Raw genomic sequence first — 17,436 nt, 5'->3', positions numbered from 1 at the left:
GGGCAGGATTGCGATGCTTGAGCGCAAGACAAGAAAAATCCCGCACATCATGGATGTGCGGGATAAGTCTCGGGAGGAAACGAAACTCGGGAGGAAACGAAACTTCAGAGCCGGCCGGGCCGGCTGGAACTCAGTGGCGGGGATGGAGAACCGCGTGGGGCTCGTCCTCACGGCTCAAACCCATGCGCTCTGCCTCGCTATTGGCAAGGTGGGTGGGGTTTTCGAACCGATCCGCCATGCGGCGCGCATCAGCGACAGACGCGAAGAACTCGGACATCGCGGCGCCCACCCGAGCGATGAAACCATGCCCCTCATGGGCATTCGCGTGAACCGTAGCCATCTTCAACTCCATAAGCTGACGCAGAGATAAGCGGATCCGGTGCGTCGCAACAGGTGGCCTGCTGCATGGCACCAATGCGTCGCCTGAATGCGTCTCAGCCTGTGGATTATTCAAAAGGGGGCTGGACCGCCCCCCGCGAATTGCGTAATAAGCGCCCCTGCCTTCGGGCACACACCTCGAACCACCGCTCTTCCAGCCCCTCGGGCCTGGCGGCGGCAGGCGAGATGGTGGGGGATAGTTCAACGGTAGAACCGCGGACTCTGACTCCGTTAATCCTGGTTCGAATCCAGGTCCCCCAGCCACTCTCTTCCAAAATTCAATACCGTGATATGGGTCGCCTCCCAGGCGCCCCTTACGCGCGCGTCGCAGCCGGGCGGCGCTGGCCGTGTAGTGACTCGGACCAGATCCGCCTCGCGCTGTGGCGTTCGGCGTGCCCGGCAGGCTGACGGCGCTTTCAATCCGGGCTCTTCGATTGCGGCGGCCGGCGGGCTGGTGACTGGGCGGGCTGGTGGCTGGGCGGCTGGCGTCTTGGCGCCGAGAGGTGGCTTTACTCGCGAAGGCGACGATGGCCGTGATGGGCCATATTCCCAGTTTCAGATCTCGGCATCGTCCGGGCCGGGCTTCTGGCCCATTGGGGGCGGGTTGGCTTTCACGGTCCGGGATTATCGCAACAGGCCGCGCCGGATCACGCCTTCAGCTGAAGCCGCGGCTGTGAGATGGTGGCGATGCCGAACCGCCGCGGCGCCGGCTCGGCCGCCGTGAGGCCTCCGAGAAGGCTGCTCTTTTGCCTGTCGCGTGGGGGGCGGCAAGGGCTAGCCCTCCGCCCCCACCTCCTCCTCGGTCGGGGGGCTGTCCGCAGGGCGCCCGGCGAGGGTGGGCAGGGTGATGGTGAAGATCGCCCCGTCTGGCCCGTTGCGCACGCTCAGATTGCCGCCATGGTTGCGGATGATGCCGAAGCTCACGGAGAGGCCGAGGCCCGTGCCCTTGCCTGGCGGCTTGGTGGTGAAGAACGGCTGGAAAACGCGCTCCAGGATCGCGGCGGGAATGCCCCCGGCCGTATCGGAAACCTCGATGCGCACCTCCTTGGCCGTGGCGGGCTCGAGATCCCATGACACATTGATGGTGATCTGCAGCAGCGCGCCCGGCTCGCGCCCCGCACTGCTGTCCAGCAGCGCGTCACGGGCGTTCTGGAGCAGGTTGATGAGCACCTGCTCAAGCTGGTCCTGCCGGCACAGAACCTTGGGCGCGTCCGGCGCGATGTGGGTTTCCATGCGGATGTTGTCGAGCCGGATCTGCGCGCCCACCACCTGCAGCGCGCCTGCCACGGCATCGGCCGGGCTGCAGGGCTGAAGCTCGTCATCGCTCTTGCGGCCGAAGATGCGCATATGGTCGATGATGCGGCTCATCCGCTCGGTCTGCAGGATGATGCGATCCAGCTTGGCGGTGACATAGTCGAGCTTGACCCCTTGCTTCATCGCCGTCAGCGCATTGCTGGCGGCAAGGCGGATGACGCCAAGGGGCTGGTTGATCTCGTGTGCGAGGCCGGTGGCGACCTCGCCCAGGGAGGCGAGCTTCGACATCTGGTAGAGCTTGTTTTCCTCCATCCGGCGGCGGGTCTGGTCCACGGCGAAGACGACCACCTCGCGCTTGTCGGGGCTTGTGCGCTCGGTGGTCAGGGTCTTGATGGGCGCCACCACCATTTCCAGTTCCCAATCGCGGGTGCCGTCATTGAGGTGCTCGTTGCGCATCAGGGGAGCCCTGAGGCCGGCGACCAGGGTCCGGAAGCGGCCGCTGCCGGCAAATTTGCGCACGGCGGTGGCTAGGGCTGTGGTGGGCACGGCGCTGACTTCGCTGGGGCCGGTTTCATCCACATGCAGGACGCTGATGCCCGGAACGCGGCTGATGGCGCCGAGCACGTCGGCCTCGCGCTGCCGGGCCTGGGCCTCCAGCTCGCGGGCGTTGAGCCGCTTCTGCATGCTCATGTAGCGATTGGCGAGCAGGGCCAGGATCAACAGGGCCGCGGCCAGCCCCACCGCCGTTCCCCAGATGGCGGTTCGGAAATCCCGGGTCTGCTGCTGCACGAAATCGGTCGAATAGGCGACGACCACAGATATGGGGTAACGCTGCGAGTGGATGACGGCGCCGATGCGCTCCACCCCGTCGATCCGGCTCGTGAATTCATAAATTGTCTCCTTCGCGCCCATGATGCTCCGGAAGGCGGGGCTGTTGGAAACGTCTTCACCAAAGCTCGTCTCCTTGGCCGCACGGGCGCGAATGATGCCATCGTCGCCCACGAGCGCGATCAGCATATTGTCCTCAAGCCGCAACTGCTTGAAATATTCGATGAAGTCGGAGATCGCATAGGAAGCGACGACGACACCGCCAAAGCCGCCATTTCCATCATTCAGCGGCCGCGTCAGCTGCACCGTCCACAGGTTCGACACGCGTCCCAGGACAGGCTTGCTGATAAAGAGCTCTCCAAGGGCCGAATTGCGCTGCATGTGGACGCGAATATGCTCGCGGTCCTTCAGGTCTACGGGCTTTCCACTGGGCTCGGCGAGGTTGCTGGCAATCAGTATTCCATCCTTGTCCACCACTGCGAGTTGCACAATGGAGGTGGGCAGCTTGACTTCCTTCAGCGCCTCGTACGCTTGAAGTGGAGTCCAGTTGGCGTCGAATGTATTGGCGAAATTCTGAAGCAGGGCGTCGATGGGCTCAATGGAGCGTTCGAAGCTGTGCAGCAGAAGCTTGGCCATCTTGGCCGCGCTGTCCGTCGCCCTGTGAACCTCCGTCTGGCTGTGGAGGCTGTAAAGGGTCACTGCGGCTGCGAACGGCAGACAGCCGACCAGGATCAGCAGCGCCGCGAGCAGCAGCGTGACCGGGTTCAGAAAGCTCCGCAGCGGCGGGCTGTCATCACGACCGTCCATCGCGGCCCCCCAGCTTCACGAGCACCTCGCAGAACGGTTCGAGCGCGAACGGCTTGGGGAAGCAGGCGGCGGCCCCGGCGGCCTCGGCGCGGCGAATGTCCTCCTCGGAGGCATGCCCCGTCATCACCACGAATTTCATATGCCGGTCGGGAAAGGCGATCTTCAGCGCCTCGATCAGGGAGACGCCGTCCATGTCCGGCATGCGGATGTCGGTGATGACGATTGAAATGTCGCGATTGGCGCCAACGGCTTCGACGGCGTCCGCGGCCCGCCGCACGCAGACGGTGGGAAGTCCCCGCAAGGCAAGGGATTCCGCCAGTTCCTCGAGAAAATCGGGCTCGTCGTCCACGACCAGTAGATGGCTCATCGTCTCGACTGCGTCCTGACACGCGGGCGGATTTCATCAGCGCGTATGGAAGAACTGTGCTCGCCGCAGGGTCAACGAGGATTCACTCCGGGAATGAAATGAAAAAATCTGACCGGTCCGGATCTGCTGCGGCGGGTGGTATTATTGTGCATCAATGGGGGCGAATGGTATCGGCGGGACCTTGGCATTCCCTATGATGGTACTTATTTTTGATTGTAGAGCTTGTGCTCTCCTCGCATTGGGCGAAAATCCGGTTCGACAAAAAACAGTGCGGAGAATCCCGTATTTGACTTTTAAGGGGTGGGGATCGAACAGTTTTCCTTCTTGGGGGCGTGGCAATCCATCACAAACCGAAAGTAAGCCTCACCTCGCCTCAAGAGGTTCGGCTCCTCTGGTCAGGAGTTTGTAGAACCCGGCCTGGCATTAGGCTCGGGTCTGCGGCTTTCGCGGGCCAATGGGCGGAGCGGAACCACGCGAGTGTAAGTGGAGGCTCCGATCTGTCGTCCCGATCCGCCGCCCTTGGCTCGATGCAATCCCCTCGCGCCGAAGACAGGAAAGAACACCAAGACCATGAAGAAGCGGGTCCTCATTCTTGATGACGACGAGGCGTTCCGTGAGGATCTCGGTGAGTTGCTGGACATGGCGGGTCATGATGTGGAGGCCATCGGCAGCGTTGCCTCGCTCACTCCGGAAAGGCTTGGGCGATGTGATGTGCTGTTGCTTGATCTTTCCTTGCCGGGCCTTGATGGCACTGAGGCCCTGCGTCGGCTGTCCCGGTTTCCGCGACAGCCCGGGATCGTGCTGATCAGCGGCAGTTGCGAAGATATCATCTGCGCTGTGGCGGATGCGGCGCGGCTGCGGGGGACGCCGATCCTCGGCACCTTCAAGAAGCCGTTCGCGCCGGAGGATCTGCTGCGCCTCATAAATGCGGTTCCCGATCAAGCGGGAAGGTCGCCACGACGTGCGCTTGAGGCCAGCCAGGCGGATATTGCCGAAGCCCTTTCCTGCGCGATCACCCGCGGTGACCTGCCGGTGATGTTCCAGCCGAAGGTGGATGCGCGAACCCTCGCCTTCCATGGCGCGGAACTGTTGCTGGGCGATCACCTGCCGGGCATCGGGCACCTTCCGGTGCTGGAGGTGGTCGCCGCGGCGGCCAGCGTGCCGGGCCTCATGAAACGGCTGTCTCATTACACCCTCGACGCGGGGGCGCGGGGGTGCGCGCGGTGGCGGGCGCTGGGGTGTGAAGGGCCGGTCAGCGTCAATCTGCCAATGGACGTGCTGCTGGCCGCGGATGCGGCGCGGGAGCTCGCCGCGGTTGTGCGGGCGGCGGGCCTGGCGCCCGCGCAGGTGATCTGCGAGCTGACCGAGGATGCGCTTTATGACAGCTCCAGCGAGTGCCTGATGGCGCTGGCGCAGCTCCGGCTTGCGTGCTTCGGCCTTGCCCTCGACGATGTCGGGCAGCGGCAGAGCGGGCTGCTGCAGCTGGCGCGGTTGCCGGTGACGGAGCTGAAGATCGACATGGATCTTCTCCACCGTGCGCGCAGCTCGGCCAAAGCGGGGGAAATCTTCGCTTCGCTCGTGGGGCTTGGACGCCGGCTCGGCATGAGCGTGGTTGCGGAAGGCGTCGAGACGATGGAGGATCTCGCCAGGGTACGTGCCAATAAGGTTGACCTCATCCAGGGCTATCTCGTTGCTCGGAAGATGCCGATCGATGATTTGATGGCGTGGCTGATGTCGAATCGACAAGATCTGAATGTTCAAGACAATCTCGTCGGGGGGGATGCTCATGAATGCACAGACGCCACAAAATCCTTCCATATTGCTGGTGGATGACGACGCAGACAATTTGAGTGAGCTGCATGAAGGTCTGGAAATGCTTGGCATTCCGACCCTGACGGCCACAAGTGCGTCCGAAGCACTGGATCTGGTGGAGGTGCATCCGCATCTTCAGGTCGTGGTGACGGATCTGGAGATGCCGCGCATCGACGGCATCGAGCTGCTTCAGAAGCTTTCCGCACGCCGACGCCGGGCGCCGCTGGCGGCCATCGTGGTTACGGGCCACGCCTCGCTGGACCGCGCGGTGGGGGCGCTGCGGCTGCGCGCGGTTGATTTCCTGCAGAAGCCGGTGACCGCCGACGAGGTGGCCGGCGCCATTGCGCGGGCGTTGGCGCTGGTGGGCGGCGAGACGGCGCGGCCGCGCCCTCCGGCTCCGGCCACGCCGGGGGGCGTCGACTGGGCTGAATATCTGCGTGTGATGCTGGCCGCGCAGGCCGATCGCGCCGCGATCTTCGAGCCCAACCTCTTCGGCGATCCGGCTTGGGAAATGATGCTGGACCTGATGATGTCCGAGGCACACCGACGGGAAATCTCGGTGACGAGCCTGTGCCTGGCCTCAGGCGTTCCGACGACGACGGCCCTGCGCCGCATCGACGAGTTGATGGAGGCGGGGTTCGTCTCCAAGCATCCGGATCCTCATGACCGCCGGCGCATCATGGTGCGGCTGACGCCCCTGGGGCGGGAGCGCATGGAGGCGTTCGTGTTGCGCCAGTCCAAGCGGCTGGGACTCGAACTCGACTGATGGAAGACCAAAGGCCCGGAGCGGGTTTCGGGGCCTTTCGTCAAACCCACGCGCACCTGAATTCAACTTATGCTCCTCGCTTCGTCTTGATCTGAAAGTCAAGACGAAGAAGAGGTCGTTGTCTTTCTGCTGGCGTCCGCCTTCCGGCGGCGACGCGTTCGGCGGTGGGCCCATACGCCCCGCCCCATTCGATGCACCTGCAGAAGCATTAGGTCCCTGCCATCGGCACAAGCACCCTTTGCTGCGTTCAGCGCGGCGGGCGGCAGCGCTATGAATATCCCACGACGTCTCATGCAAATGGGTGTCATGATGGAACAGGACCCTGTAACGCACGCGGAGTACGATGACGCGCTTGATTCACCGTTCGGTCTGGATCTTGCTCTCGGAAGCGAATTTGGCGACGTCATAAGTATTTCTTCGATTGAACGCCTCCTGGAAAGCCTCTCATTCATACAGAATCCTAACGACACCGGCATGGTGGTTGGTGTTTCCGCTACAGCCGATGCGGTGGGGACGGATACTTTTACATCCCTTGACCTGTTGGTTCAGTTGCAGAGCTATTCCTGGGGTGCTGTGGCCGTGGGCTACGCGTCATTGGAAGCTTTGGCGACGGGGTGCGAAGGTGATGCCGTGCTGGCGCAGACGGATTGTGCCGTCGATTTCTACGGCGCCGATCTCATCGTGATCATTGACCGTTCGCAATACGGAGGCGGGTTGGCCGATGGCACCGTTTGGACGGCTTCGACCACTGACGTCTTGTTCCTGGCCATCGATATCGCGGGCTACACGCCGGCCAATGGTCCGGTGACACTCGAACTGGATTTCGATTCCGAATTCTGCCAGTTGCCATCACTCATCTCGGGCAACCTTGCGCTCTACAACATTGAAAACGTCGCCGAGGGCGATGATGGGGCCGTGACGGCCGATGTCTCGGTGCTGACCGTGGAAGACCTGCTCTCCAGCTCCTCGGCCACCCTGACGGCCGCAGTGGATTATCAGGACGATTGCGGCTGCGGGGGAGACCCCGGCACGGATCCCGGCACTGATCCTGGGACCGATCCTGGGACTGATCCTGGGACTGATCCTGGGACCGACCCCGGCACGGATCCCGGGACTGACCCTGGGACCGACCCCGGCACGGATCCTGGCACGGATCCTGGGACTGATCCTGGGACTGATCCTGGGACCGACCCCGGCACGGATCCCGGGACTGACCCTGGGACTGATCCTGGGACTGATCCTGGGACCGACCCCGGCACGGATCCCGGGACTGACCCTGGGACTGATCCTGGGACTGATCCCGGCACGGATCCTGGGACCGATCCCGGCACGGATCCTGGGACGGATCCCGGGACGGATCCTGGGACGGATCCCGGGACGGATCCTGGGACGGATCCTGGGACGGATCCCGGGACCGACCCCGGCACGGATCCTGGGACTGATCCTGGGACGGATCCCGGGACCGATCCTGGGACCGACCCCGGCACGGATCCTGGGACTGATCCCGGAACGGATCCTGGGACCGACCCCGGCACGGATCCCGGGACGGATCCTGGCACTGATCCCGGGACCGATCCCGGCACGGATCCTGGCACGGATCCCGGGACCGATCCCGGCACGGATCCTGGCACGGATCCCGGGACCGATCCTGGGACCGATCCTGGGACCGATCCCGGGACCGACCCTGGGACCGATCCCGGGACCGATCCCGGGACCGATCCCGGGACTGACCCTGGCACCGATCCTGATCCCGAAACGGGAGGTGGCTTTCCGAGTTGTTGGGCTGCGTGCGGGGCGCTTGTGGCAACGTTCCTGGGCGTTTTCTGTGGCTCCGCCGCGGTCGCGCATGGAGTTCCCGCGGACCAAGTGGAGGGGCCCTTCGGCTGGACCCCGCAGGGCGGACATGTGGACTTCAACCCGTTCCACTTTTGGTAATTGACGCCGGGCGGAAGACTCGGGCGTCGGGGGGGTGAGGCGCTGCCGCTTGATGGTGGCGCCTCACCGCTTCCCAGGGTTCCGCAAAGGGCCTCCTTCGCCCGCGCCGCAGAAGCGTGGCGGCGGTAGGCGCCGGACGCGCCACAGATCGGCTTCGGTCTGCTTCTTCAGCCTCACGCCTTGGCGCATGCCGCCCCGTTCGTCGGGCGGCCCTGTTCCAGCCAGCCCCCCTCCAACCCTCCCTTCCAAACTCCTGCCTCCGGGCCGCCAGTCCTTCGTGCCGCGAATGCAATGCGAGGGATCCGTGGGCGTGCCAGCCGCGCCCATGGCGGCACAGGCGAGGCGGACTTACCCCCCTTGGGCCGAAGTGATGTGTGCGCCCCGCGAGGCCCTTGGGCAGGCGCCGTCGTGGCCGCACGCTCTCCTCGGGCTGGGTGTTCCGTTGTCGTCAATGAGGTACGGCATCGCGGGAGCGCGAACATGAGCGGGGAGGGAGGGCAGGGGCACCGGGCTCACCTTTGGGCTGTCCATGGCGTTCGCCCCGTTGCTGCGAGCGGGGCGCGGCGGTGCGCATCAGCGCAGGAGGGACAGGCGCCGTGGCTTCTGCATGAAGCGCTGGAGGGCACGAAGGCGCATTTCGGCGCCGGGCCAGCGGAGCTTTCCGGCGTGCCAGCCCACGCAGTGCAGGCCGGGCAGGCCGCGGCTCTCTGTGGAGCCTTTCCCGCGGCCGCGTCGGCGGCCGAACAGGCGGCCCGAGAGGCCCGGGCGTGGGGTGCGGGCGATCAGCGCGCCGGGTGGGAAAAACGTGCCGCCGCCCATGATGAACGACAGGGCGTTCATGGCGATCTCTGGAGCGATGCCGGTGTGAATGAAGCCCTGGGCGCCCATGCGCAGCGCGCTGACGGCTTCCTCGTCTTCGCTGCGGTCGGAGATGATCACGAGCGGCGCGCCGGCGTAGTGGGAGAGCAGGCCCCCGATCCACCCCGACACGGTGCGATCATTGATCGACTGACCGCCGAGATTGAGGATGCACAAGGCCCAGGCCTGGCTGGGCTCAGGGGTGAATTCCGGGTTCGCCAGCTCCGATGGATCGAAGGGGCGAAGGGCCACGCCATGGGCTTCGGCCCATTCGTGTAAAAGGCGCTGGGTGCCCTCCCGCCTGAGGCAGAGGATATCTGCCACGAGGACCGACCTGGGCTCCGCTGAGACGAGAATGGACAAGGCGGCACCTGAGCATTGGATCCTCCTCGCAACGGCCTCGAACATCACGCCGGACAGACGGTCTATCGGATCGCACTCTCAAGGCCGAAGAGAGTTATTCAAATCATAGTGAAATCGAATAAATTCAACAATTTGTCCTGATGAATGACTCACCTTATCGGTGTAGTTGGTCCCCATTTTCGGCCAATTATAGAGTATTGCTGCGATGTTCTCCCTTCGGGCTTCTCGGCCTCTGATCTTGGCGCGCCATCCCGTCACGGCTGCCCCGCGCGCCGCCGCACACGGGACGAGCCGCATCGAGGTCGCGGGCCTAGAGCAGCAGCGGGGAAGAGACGGTTTCGGCTGCAAGGCTTGTGCGCGGGGCGGCCTCGCTCGCCGTTCCCTGCTCGATGCCGCAGAGCGCGGCCTGGGTGCGGTTAGAGGCGCCCAGCTTTCGCATGATCTGGCGGACATGCACCTTCACGGTGGACTCGCACATGGCGAGCTCCCGCGCGATGTGCTTGTTGGAGTACCCCTTTTGAAGCAGGCGCAGCACCGAGTTCTGCCGCGCGGTGAGGTTGGAGCAGTAACTGGCGTCCTTGCCCCCGCGGGATCGGGACCAGTCGTCGCTCCGGTCCGCTTCATTGGCGCGCAACAACGCATTGGCGGGAAAGTAGACGCCTCCGCCCATGATGAAACGCAGGGCCTGAAACACCACCGCCGGAGCGATGCGGGAGCAGATGAAGCCGCTCGCGCCCGCCTTGAGCACCTCCACCACCTCGCTCACTTCGTCATTGTCGCAGATGATCACAAGGGGCACCCGCGGCAAGTCCTGGCGCAGCGCTTCCACCCGCGCGCGCAGGCCAGGGCTTGAAAGGGACGCCCCGCCGATATTGAAGACGATGAGTTGTGCGTCCGTTTCCTCGATCTCGGACTTGATGTTCTCGGGCTCGAGTGTGTCCAGTTGAAGTTCATCTTCGCCAGCCCAGTCTTCCAGAAGCCGCCTGATGCTGGCACGCCGAAGCGGCAGATCATCAATCAGCATCAAACTCAACCGCCCCTGGGACTTTTCGATACCCGTGTGCATGACGCCCTCCGTCTTATTGCTCGCGAGTGGTGAAAGGTGGGCGGGTGTGACCCCGCTCCTCTCACCTGCCCACCCTGTCTTCGTTCGAAAGACGCCGCGCGGGGCGCATGAGATCGCCTCAGGATTTGGAGAGGAGGTTACGCATCTCCCCAATATTAAAATATAACCTTCAGCTACTCCCGCGTGACGTCAATACTATTAAGACTCAGTGCAGTCGTAGGAAGTAAATAAATGCCGCTCGATGCCAATCAAAGGAGGTATCGTTACCCAAGTACGCCTCATACCTCTGGCATCTAATGAATTACGCTTCGGCAGATACGCCATATGTGACGCACTTTGTGACGGAATACAACCCGAATTTATCAAAATCGCTAAATGGAAGTATTCCTTATTTATATATATATTTTCTGAATTCGGGTTGTGTTGGAGCTATATTCATACCTCCCTGAAGCTTCTTCTCATGGAATCTCGGATTGGCTCGAGGAGGTAATCAACGAATGTCCGTTCTTGGGTGACAATTAGTACCTCTGCCGGCATGCCGGGGAGGAGTTCTATTACATTCTTAAGTCGTGTTAGCTCTCCTCGATCAACCTGAACGCGTGCCAGAAAGTAGGCCTGGCCGGTGCCTTGGTCGACGAGCCGGTCCGCCGACACGGACGTAACGGTGCCGTCGATGCGTGGCAGGGCGCGTTTGGAAAAGGCGGTGAGGTGGATCTGCGCGGGAAGGCCCTGGTGCACCACATCGATGTCCACTGGCGAAACCCGGGCCTCGATGAGAAGCGGTTCGTCGTCGGGCACGATGTCAAGGATGGCTTCGCCCGGACGGATCACGCCGCTCAAGGTCTTGAAGTGGAGGTTCACGATGGTGCCGCTGATGGGCGCCGTCACCACGGTGCGGGCCAGCACGTCCCGGCTCGCCTGAAGCTGCTGCGTCAGGCTGGCGAGCTCCACGCGCACCTTGTCCATCTGTTCGGAGATGTCGTCGCTGCGCTCGGCCTCTAGGGAAAGGAGTTGGACCTGCGTCTCCCCGATCTCCTGCTTGGCGCGGGCAATCATGCCGAGATATTCGCCCCTGCGGCCTTCAATATCGGCGCGCGTGCGTTCCAGGGCCAGCATTTCGGGCTTGCGAATAAGGGCCTTGGCCAGCAGCACGCGCTTGCCCTCCAGCTCCTCGGCGATCAGTTGCAACTGCACCTGCGCGGCCGCCGCCTGGGCTTCCAGGGCCTTGATCTGCTGCAGGGATTGCTCGATCCGCTGTTGCAGGATCTCGCGCCGGCGTTGCAGCGACACGCGCCGGGTCTCGAATACCACGCGCTGACCGCGAACCACCGATACCAGCTCCTTGCTGGCTCTCGGCCCCACGAGCTCGGGCGGGAACTGAATGTCCGGCAGGTCCGCGAGCTCGGCGCGCAGCCGCGCCTGGGTGGCAAGCAGGGTATAGTATTGCCCGAGCTGGGCATTCATGGTGGATTCCGCCTGCACCCGCTCCAGAACGACCAGGGGCTGTCCGGCCTCCACGCGGTCGCCGTCGCGCACCTTCAGCTCGGAGATGATGCCGCCTTCCAGGTGCTGGATGGTGCGGCGGCTGCCGTCGGGGCTGATGACGCCCGATGCCACAGCGCCGCCGGCGAGGGGGGCCGTGAGACCCCACAGCAGGAAGCCGCCGAGAAAGAAGAAAATCAACAGCACGCCGAGGATGGTGGGGGCGTGCAGCGCGTGGTGCAGGGCGCCGTCGGCGCCGGGTGGGGGCGAGGATTTCCCGCGCTTTGGCTCGTCGAGCACGGTCAGGGACTGGGCCATTGGATGTCTCCCTTGGGCCACTTCGAGCGAGGCGAATGTCGGCTCGCCTGAAGGGAATGGATGTGCACAAATCATCGGAACGGCGGGCGCGGGTCCGGCTTCCGGCGTCACGACTGGGTGGCGTTGGGGGCGGGGCGGCTGTCGTTCACTGCTTGCGCGGGGCGCGTGCCGGGTCGCGGCCGGGCACGCGTCCGGATCTCAGGATGCCGGGGTCGCTGCGGCGGCTCCGTCCGCCGGGGCGATGCGTTCGGAGGGGGCCGGGCCGGAGGCCACGAACCGGAGGCGCTTCAGCACCTCGTCGCGGGGCCCGAAGGCCTCCACGCGCCCGTCCCGCAGCAGCAGGATCTTATCCGCCTGCACGATGGTGGAGGGGCGGTGGCCGACGATGAGCAAAGTGGAGCCGCGCCGCTTCATTTCCTCGATGGCGGCCGAGAGCGCGGCCTCGCCCTGCTGGTCGAGGTTGGCATTCGGCTCGTCGAGCACGATGAGCGGCGGCACGCCGTAGACCGCGCGGGCGAGGCCGATGCGTTGGCGCTGGCCGCCGGAGAGCCGATGCCCGCCATCGCCCACCGCCGTGTCATAGCCGTTGGGTAGACGCTGGATCATCTCATGGGCATGGGCCAGCATGGCCGCCTCGATGACGGTATGCTCGTCGCCACCCTTCATGCGGGCGATGTTCTCGCGCACGGTGCCGGGGAACAGCTCGGTGTCCTGCGGCAGGTAGCCGAGGTGGCGGCCCAGCTGCTCGGGGTCCCAATGGGCGAGGTCGGAGCCGTCGAGGCGCACCTCGCCGCTGGATGGCCGCGCCACGCCCACCAGGAGCCGGCACAGGGTGCTCTTGCCGCTGGCGGAAGGCCCGATGATGGCGATCGCCTCGCCGGGCTTGGCCTGGAAGGACACCTGGTGCAGCACCGGGCGCCCGCCCGGCGGCGTGTAGGTGACGGCATTGGCCGAGATGATGCCCGTGGGCGTGGGCAGCGCGAGCCGCCGGCGCTCATGGGGGGCCACCTGGAGGCGGCTCTTCAGGCGGTGGTACGCCACGCGGGCGACCGTGAAGTTCCGCCAGGTGCTCATGGCCAGCTCGACCGGCGCCAGGGCCCGGCCCAGCAGGATGGAGCAGGCGATCATGGCGCCGCCGGAGAGCTCGCCCTTTAGCACCAGATAGGCGCCGAGGCCGAGCGCGGCGGACTGCATGAACAGCCGCGCGAACTTGGTGATGCCGATGATGAGGCCGGCCCGCTCGCCCGCCGATTGGGCGGCGCTGACGCTGGCATCATTGGCGACGCGCCAGCGCTCGATCAGGTCCGGCAGCATGCCCATGGCGCGCACCACCTCGGCATTGCGGATCACCGTTTCCGCCTGGAGGGTGGCGCTGATCTGCGCCTGGCTCGCCGCCGCCGTGGCGCCGCGGGTGGTGGCTTCGTTCAGCAGGCCCAGGGCCAGCAGGATGAAGGCCGACGACACCGCCAGGATGCCCAGGGCCGGATGCAGGATCCAGATGAGCCCCAGGAATACCGGCGACCAGGGCGCATCGAAGAACACGCTCAGGCCCGGGGAGGCGACGAAGGCCTGGATCTGGGCGATATCCCGCAGCGGCTGCGCGCCCGAGGCGTCGCCCAGCAGGCGTGCGCGGACGCAATGGGCCAGGTAGACCGGCCCCAGCCGATCGGAGAGCCAGGAGCTCATGCGCACCGCGAGCACGGCCCGCAGGGCATCGAGTAGCCCCAGCAGCAGCATCGCCGCCGCCGTCATGATGGTGAGCAGCACCAAGGTGTTGATGCTGCCGGTGACCATCACGCGGTCGTAGATCTGCAACATGTAGATGGGCGAGGCCAGCATCAGCAGATTGATGGCCAGGCTGAAGAGCAGGAGGGTGCCGGCTGAGCGCCGGCACTGCTCCATGGCGAAGTCGAGCTCCGTCCCGCGCCCACCAGGCGCCTTGCGATCCCGTCGCGACATGACCCCTCTCCTCCCTCGTGCGCGCGTTGCCGGTGTCAGGCGATCAGGTTCGCGTCCACGAACAGGTCGTGCTGGATGAAGTAGGTGGCCGCCGCCTGCGCGGAGGCGACATCGGCGGTCGTGCCCACCACCACGTAGGTGGTATGGGTGGAGCCCACGAGCGACACCGCCACCAGCGATCCCGAGACCACCGTCAGGCCTGGCGACTGGGTGAGGCTGTTCACGTAGACGTCCTCGCCCGTCTGGTAGTCGACGATGAGGTTGGTTCCACCCAGGATCTTGAAGGTATCGACGCCGGCGGTGCCGCCGTCGGAGATGCCGTCTCCGTAGATGGTGTTGGAGCCGGTGCCGGTGGCCACCATCACGTCCGCGCCGGAGCCGCCGCGCATATTGTCGTTGCCCGAGCCGGAAACGATGGTGTTGCTCGCGGTGCTGCCGTAGAGCGTGTCGGAATAATTGGAGCCGATGATGTTCTCGATGGTGTTGAGCACATCACCCGCCGCATCGCCGCCGCTGCCGGTGGTCGCCGCTGCCGGGTTGGCCGTGAGCTGAAGGGCCACGGCCGCCGAGGAGGTGGAATAATCCACCGTGTCGATGCCATCGCCGCCAATCAAGGTGTCGGCTCCGGCGCCGCCGCGCAGCAGGTCGTTGCCCGCCCCGCCATCCAGCCGTTTCACGCCATCGCTGCCGATCAGCGTGTCATTGTAGGAAGAGCCCGTCAGGTTCTCGATGCCGGTGAGCTGGTCGCCCTGGGCATCGTTGCCGGTGCCCACCGTGGTGCCGGTGGAGCTGAGCGCCACATAGACGCCGCCAGCGGAGGTGGAATAGCTCGCCGTGTCGATGCCGTCGCCGCCGATGAGCACGTCGGCGCCCGCCCCGCCGCGCAGGGTGTCGTTGCCGGCGCCGCCCTCCAGGCGGTTGTTCTCCGTGCTGCCCACGAGGGTATCGTTGTAGGCGGAGCCGATGAGGTTCTCGATCTGGCTGAGCTGGTCGCCCTGGGCATCGCCGCCGGCGCCGGTGGTGACGATGTTGGGGTCGTCGCTGGCAAACAGCGCGACGCCCACGGCGCTGGACGAGGTGGAATAATCCGCCGTATCGATGCCATCGCCGCCGATGAGCCGGTCGGCATCGGCCCCGCCGCGCAGGGTGTCGTTGCCGGCGCCGCCGTCGAGCCGGTTGGCGCCGGCCCCGCCGACGAGCACGTCGCCATAGGCCGAGCCGATGAGGTTCTCGATGCCCGTGAGCTGGTCGCCCTCCGCATCGCCGCCGATGCCGATGGTGGTGGCGAGGGCATCGAGGGTCACAGTGACCCCGGCGCTGGAGGAGGAGTATTCCGCCGTATCGCTGCCGGCATTGCCGATGAGGATGTCAGCCCCCGCGCCACCCATGAAGGTGTCGGCGCCCTCGCTGCCGATGAAGGTGTCATCGAAGGCGCTGCCGATCAGCCGCTCGATGAGAATGAGAACGTCACCCTCGGCATCGCCGCCAAGGCCGGTGCCCGCTGCGGTGGGGTCGGCCGCGGTGGCGTTGAGCTGGATGGTGACGGCGGCATCGGAGGTGGAATAGTCCGCCGTGTCGAACCCGCTCTGGCCCACCAGGGTGTCCGCGCCCTTGCCGCCGGTGAGGGTGTTGTTGTTGGAGTCACCCACCAGCACGTCGTCGGACGCCGAACCGATGATGTTCTCGATGGAATTGAAGGTGTCGCCGGCGGCCGCGCCGGACGTGGCGTTGGCGCCGAGATCGACGCCGACGGCGCCGCCCGCCGAATAATCGGCGGTGTCGTTGCCGTCGCCGCCATCCAGCAGGTCCGCTCCCACGCCGCCGTCGAGCTTGTCGTCTCCCGCGCCGCCGTGGAGTTCATCGTCGCCGGCGCCGGCGAGCAGGTAGTCGTTGCCGTCGTCGCCGTTGAGCACGTCGTTGCCGTCGCCGCCGTTCAGGTCATCGTCACCGTCGCCGCCGGAGAGGATGTCGTCTCCGCTCGAGGCGTTCAGCATGTCGTTGCCGGCGCCGCCAATCAGCGTGTCGTTGCCGAAGCCCGCGAGCAACTGGTCGTCGCCATCGCCGCCATCCAGCAGGTCGTCGCCGTCACCACTGCTGAGCAGGTCCGCGCCCATGCCGCCATAGAGCTTGTCGTTGCCGAAGCCGCCGAGCAGCGTGTCGTTGCCGCCGCCGCCATAGATCTGGTCGTCGCCGAAGCCGCCGTCGATGGTGTCGTTGCCGCCCTCGGCGGTAGTGTTCACGCCATCGGGGATGCCATCGCCGTCATCGTCATCGGGCACGCCGTTGCCGTCCGCGTCGACGATGGCGTCGCCGATGAGGATGTCGTTGCCGTCATTGCCGCGCAGCACGTCGTTGCCCTGCAGGCCGATGAGCGTGTTGTCGAGGCTGTTGCCCGAGAGAATGTCGTTATAGGCGGAGCCGATGACGTTCTCGACGCGGATGATGGTATCGCCGGTCGCATCTCCGCCGACGCCGCGCGCGCTCTTGGTGGGATCGAGGCTGAGCGTGATGCTGACGTAGGAGGCGGAGGTGGAGTAATCCACCGTATCGATGCCATCGCCACCGTCGAGGGTATCGCTGCCGGCACCACCCCGGAGCAGGTCGTTGCCGGCCCCGCCATAGAGCTTGTCGGTGCCCGCGCCGCCGTCGAGGATATCATCGGTCGCTGCCGCGGTGAGGGTGTCGTTGCCGGCCCCGCCGTCCAGATAGTCGTTCCCCGTGCTGCTCGCGAGCACCGAGATCGTATCATTGCCGCCAAGGCCCTGAATCTTGAAGCTGCCCGAGGCCGTGAGCTGGTAGGTGTCCGCTGACGCCGTCAGCGAGATCAGCTGGTAGGTGGGGACCACCGTGGCCGTCGTGACGGAGAAGGCGCTGATGGTCGCGGCAACGCTCATGCCGTCCAGCAGGGCTGTGTTCTCCGTGGACGAAGTCGTGGTGCTGGTGGGGGTGGTCGAGGTGGACGATGCCGTGGACGTCTTCAGCGCGGCGGATGTGGAGCTCGTGTCCACCGTGGACGTCGTAGCCGATGATCCGAATACCACTCGTGAAATTCGTATAGCTTTCGGCATCTTTCACTCTCCTGTTTTCCGATCCATTGTTCGGATGGAGTGGGAGAAACCTTAAATGCCGTGCCCTACGCCAAACAACAGTCCACATGGGGCGCCCACCGTTTAGGCGGGTGGGGTGTAGGCATCTAATACTTAGGTGAGGTGACCTAGCGCAAACGCGTGCGGAATTATGAGA

The 17,436-nt window shown here is 65.1% G+C and carries 11 protein-coding genes and 1 tRNA gene; 5 read left to right on the top strand and 7 right to left on the bottom strand.

The window, feature by feature from the left end; all coding sequences use genetic code 11:
• Positions 1 to 13: 13 nt before the first annotated feature.
• Together L0966_RS11375 and L0966_RS11370 are read left to right on the top strand one after the other, a co-directional pair.
• On the top strand, positions 14 to 370 hold the full coding sequence (locus L0966_RS11375; RefSeq protein WP_234052017.1) for a hypothetical protein: 357 nt from the start codon (positions 14 to 16) through the stop codon (positions 368 to 370).
• A gap of 198 nt (positions 371 to 568) precedes the next feature.
• Positions 569 to 642, top strand: a tRNA-Gln gene (locus L0966_RS11370).
• A gap of 510 nt (positions 643 to 1,152) precedes the next feature.
• On the opposite strand, the gene L0966_RS11365 is transcribed toward L0966_RS11370, so the two are convergent.
• Both L0966_RS11365 and L0966_RS11360 read right to left on the bottom strand, forming a co-directional pair.
• Positions 1,153 to 3,267 carry an ATP-binding protein gene (locus L0966_RS11365; RefSeq protein WP_234052016.1) on the bottom strand — a complete coding sequence of 705 codons (2,115 nt, stop codon included), beginning with the start codon at positions 3,265 to 3,267 and terminating at the stop codon, positions 1,153 to 1,155.
• Positions 3,254 to 3,634 (bottom strand): response regulator, encoded by a 381-nt coding sequence (locus L0966_RS11360; RefSeq protein WP_234052015.1) that lies wholly within the window; start codon positions 3,632 to 3,634, stop codon positions 3,254 to 3,256. The genes L0966_RS11365 and L0966_RS11360 overlap by 14 nt, the downstream gene beginning before the upstream one ends.
• Positions 3,635 to 4,204: 570 nt before the next feature.
• Between L0966_RS11360 and L0966_RS11355 the strand changes: the two genes are divergently transcribed.
• The 3 genes from L0966_RS11355 (at position 4,205) to L0966_RS11345 (ending at position 8,147) form a co-directional block, all read left to right on the top strand.
• Positions 4,205 to 5,467 (top strand): EAL domain-containing protein, encoded by a 1,263-nt coding sequence (locus L0966_RS11355; RefSeq protein ID WP_234052014.1) that lies wholly within the window; start codon positions 4,205 to 4,207, stop codon positions 5,465 to 5,467.
• Positions 5,468 to 5,507: 40 nt separating this feature from the next.
• Positions 5,508 to 6,212, top strand: coding sequence for a response regulator (locus L0966_RS11350; RefSeq protein WP_234052013.1), 705 nt, complete (start codon positions 5,508 to 5,510; stop codon positions 6,210 to 6,212).
• 474 nt (positions 6,213 to 6,686) lie between these two features.
• The gene (locus L0966_RS11345) at positions 6,687 to 8,147 is read left to right on the top strand and encodes a hypothetical protein (RefSeq protein WP_234052012.1); all 1,461 of its coding nucleotides are present in this window, start codon (positions 6,687 to 6,689) and stop codon (positions 8,145 to 8,147) included.
• A 573-nt stretch (positions 8,148 to 8,720) separates the two neighbouring features.
• Here L0966_RS11345 and L0966_RS11340 read toward each other — a convergent pair.
• The 5 genes from L0966_RS11340 to L0966_RS11320 form a co-directional block, all read right to left on the bottom strand.
• The gene (locus tag L0966_RS11340; protein WP_234052011.1) at positions 8,721 to 9,329 is read right to left on the bottom strand and encodes a hypothetical protein; all 609 of its coding nucleotides are present in this window, start codon (positions 9,327 to 9,329) and stop codon (positions 8,721 to 8,723) included.
• A gap of 349 nt (positions 9,330 to 9,678) precedes the next feature.
• Positions 9,679 to 10,434, bottom strand: a complete 756-nt coding sequence (locus L0966_RS11335; protein WP_234052010.1) for a response regulator transcription factor — start codon at positions 10,432 to 10,434, stop codon at positions 9,679 to 9,681.
• A 435-nt stretch (positions 10,435 to 10,869) separates the two neighbouring features.
• On the bottom strand, positions 10,870 to 12,234 hold the full coding sequence (locus L0966_RS11330; protein ID WP_234052009.1) for an HlyD family type I secretion periplasmic adaptor subunit: 1,365 nt from the start codon (positions 12,232 to 12,234) through the stop codon (positions 10,870 to 10,872).
• A 198-nt stretch (positions 12,235 to 12,432) separates the two neighbouring features.
• Positions 12,433 to 14,193, bottom strand: coding sequence for a type I secretion system permease/ATPase (locus tag L0966_RS11325; RefSeq protein WP_234052008.1), 1,761 nt, complete (start codon positions 14,191 to 14,193; stop codon positions 12,433 to 12,435).
• A gap of 35 nt (positions 14,194 to 14,228) precedes the next feature.
• The gene (locus L0966_RS11320) at positions 14,229 to 17,201 is read right to left on the bottom strand and encodes a beta strand repeat-containing protein (RefSeq protein WP_370640718.1); all 2,973 of its coding nucleotides are present in this window, start codon (positions 17,199 to 17,201) and stop codon (positions 14,229 to 14,231) included.
• Positions 17,202 to 17,436 lie beyond the last annotated feature (235 nt).

Source organism: Xanthobacter sp. NM-59 (genome assembly GCF_021401125.1).
Taxonomy (GTDB): Bacteria; Pseudomonadota; Alphaproteobacteria; order Rhizobiales; family Xanthobacteraceae; genus Xanthobacter.
This window is presented reverse-complemented; position numbering and strand designations above follow the sequence as displayed.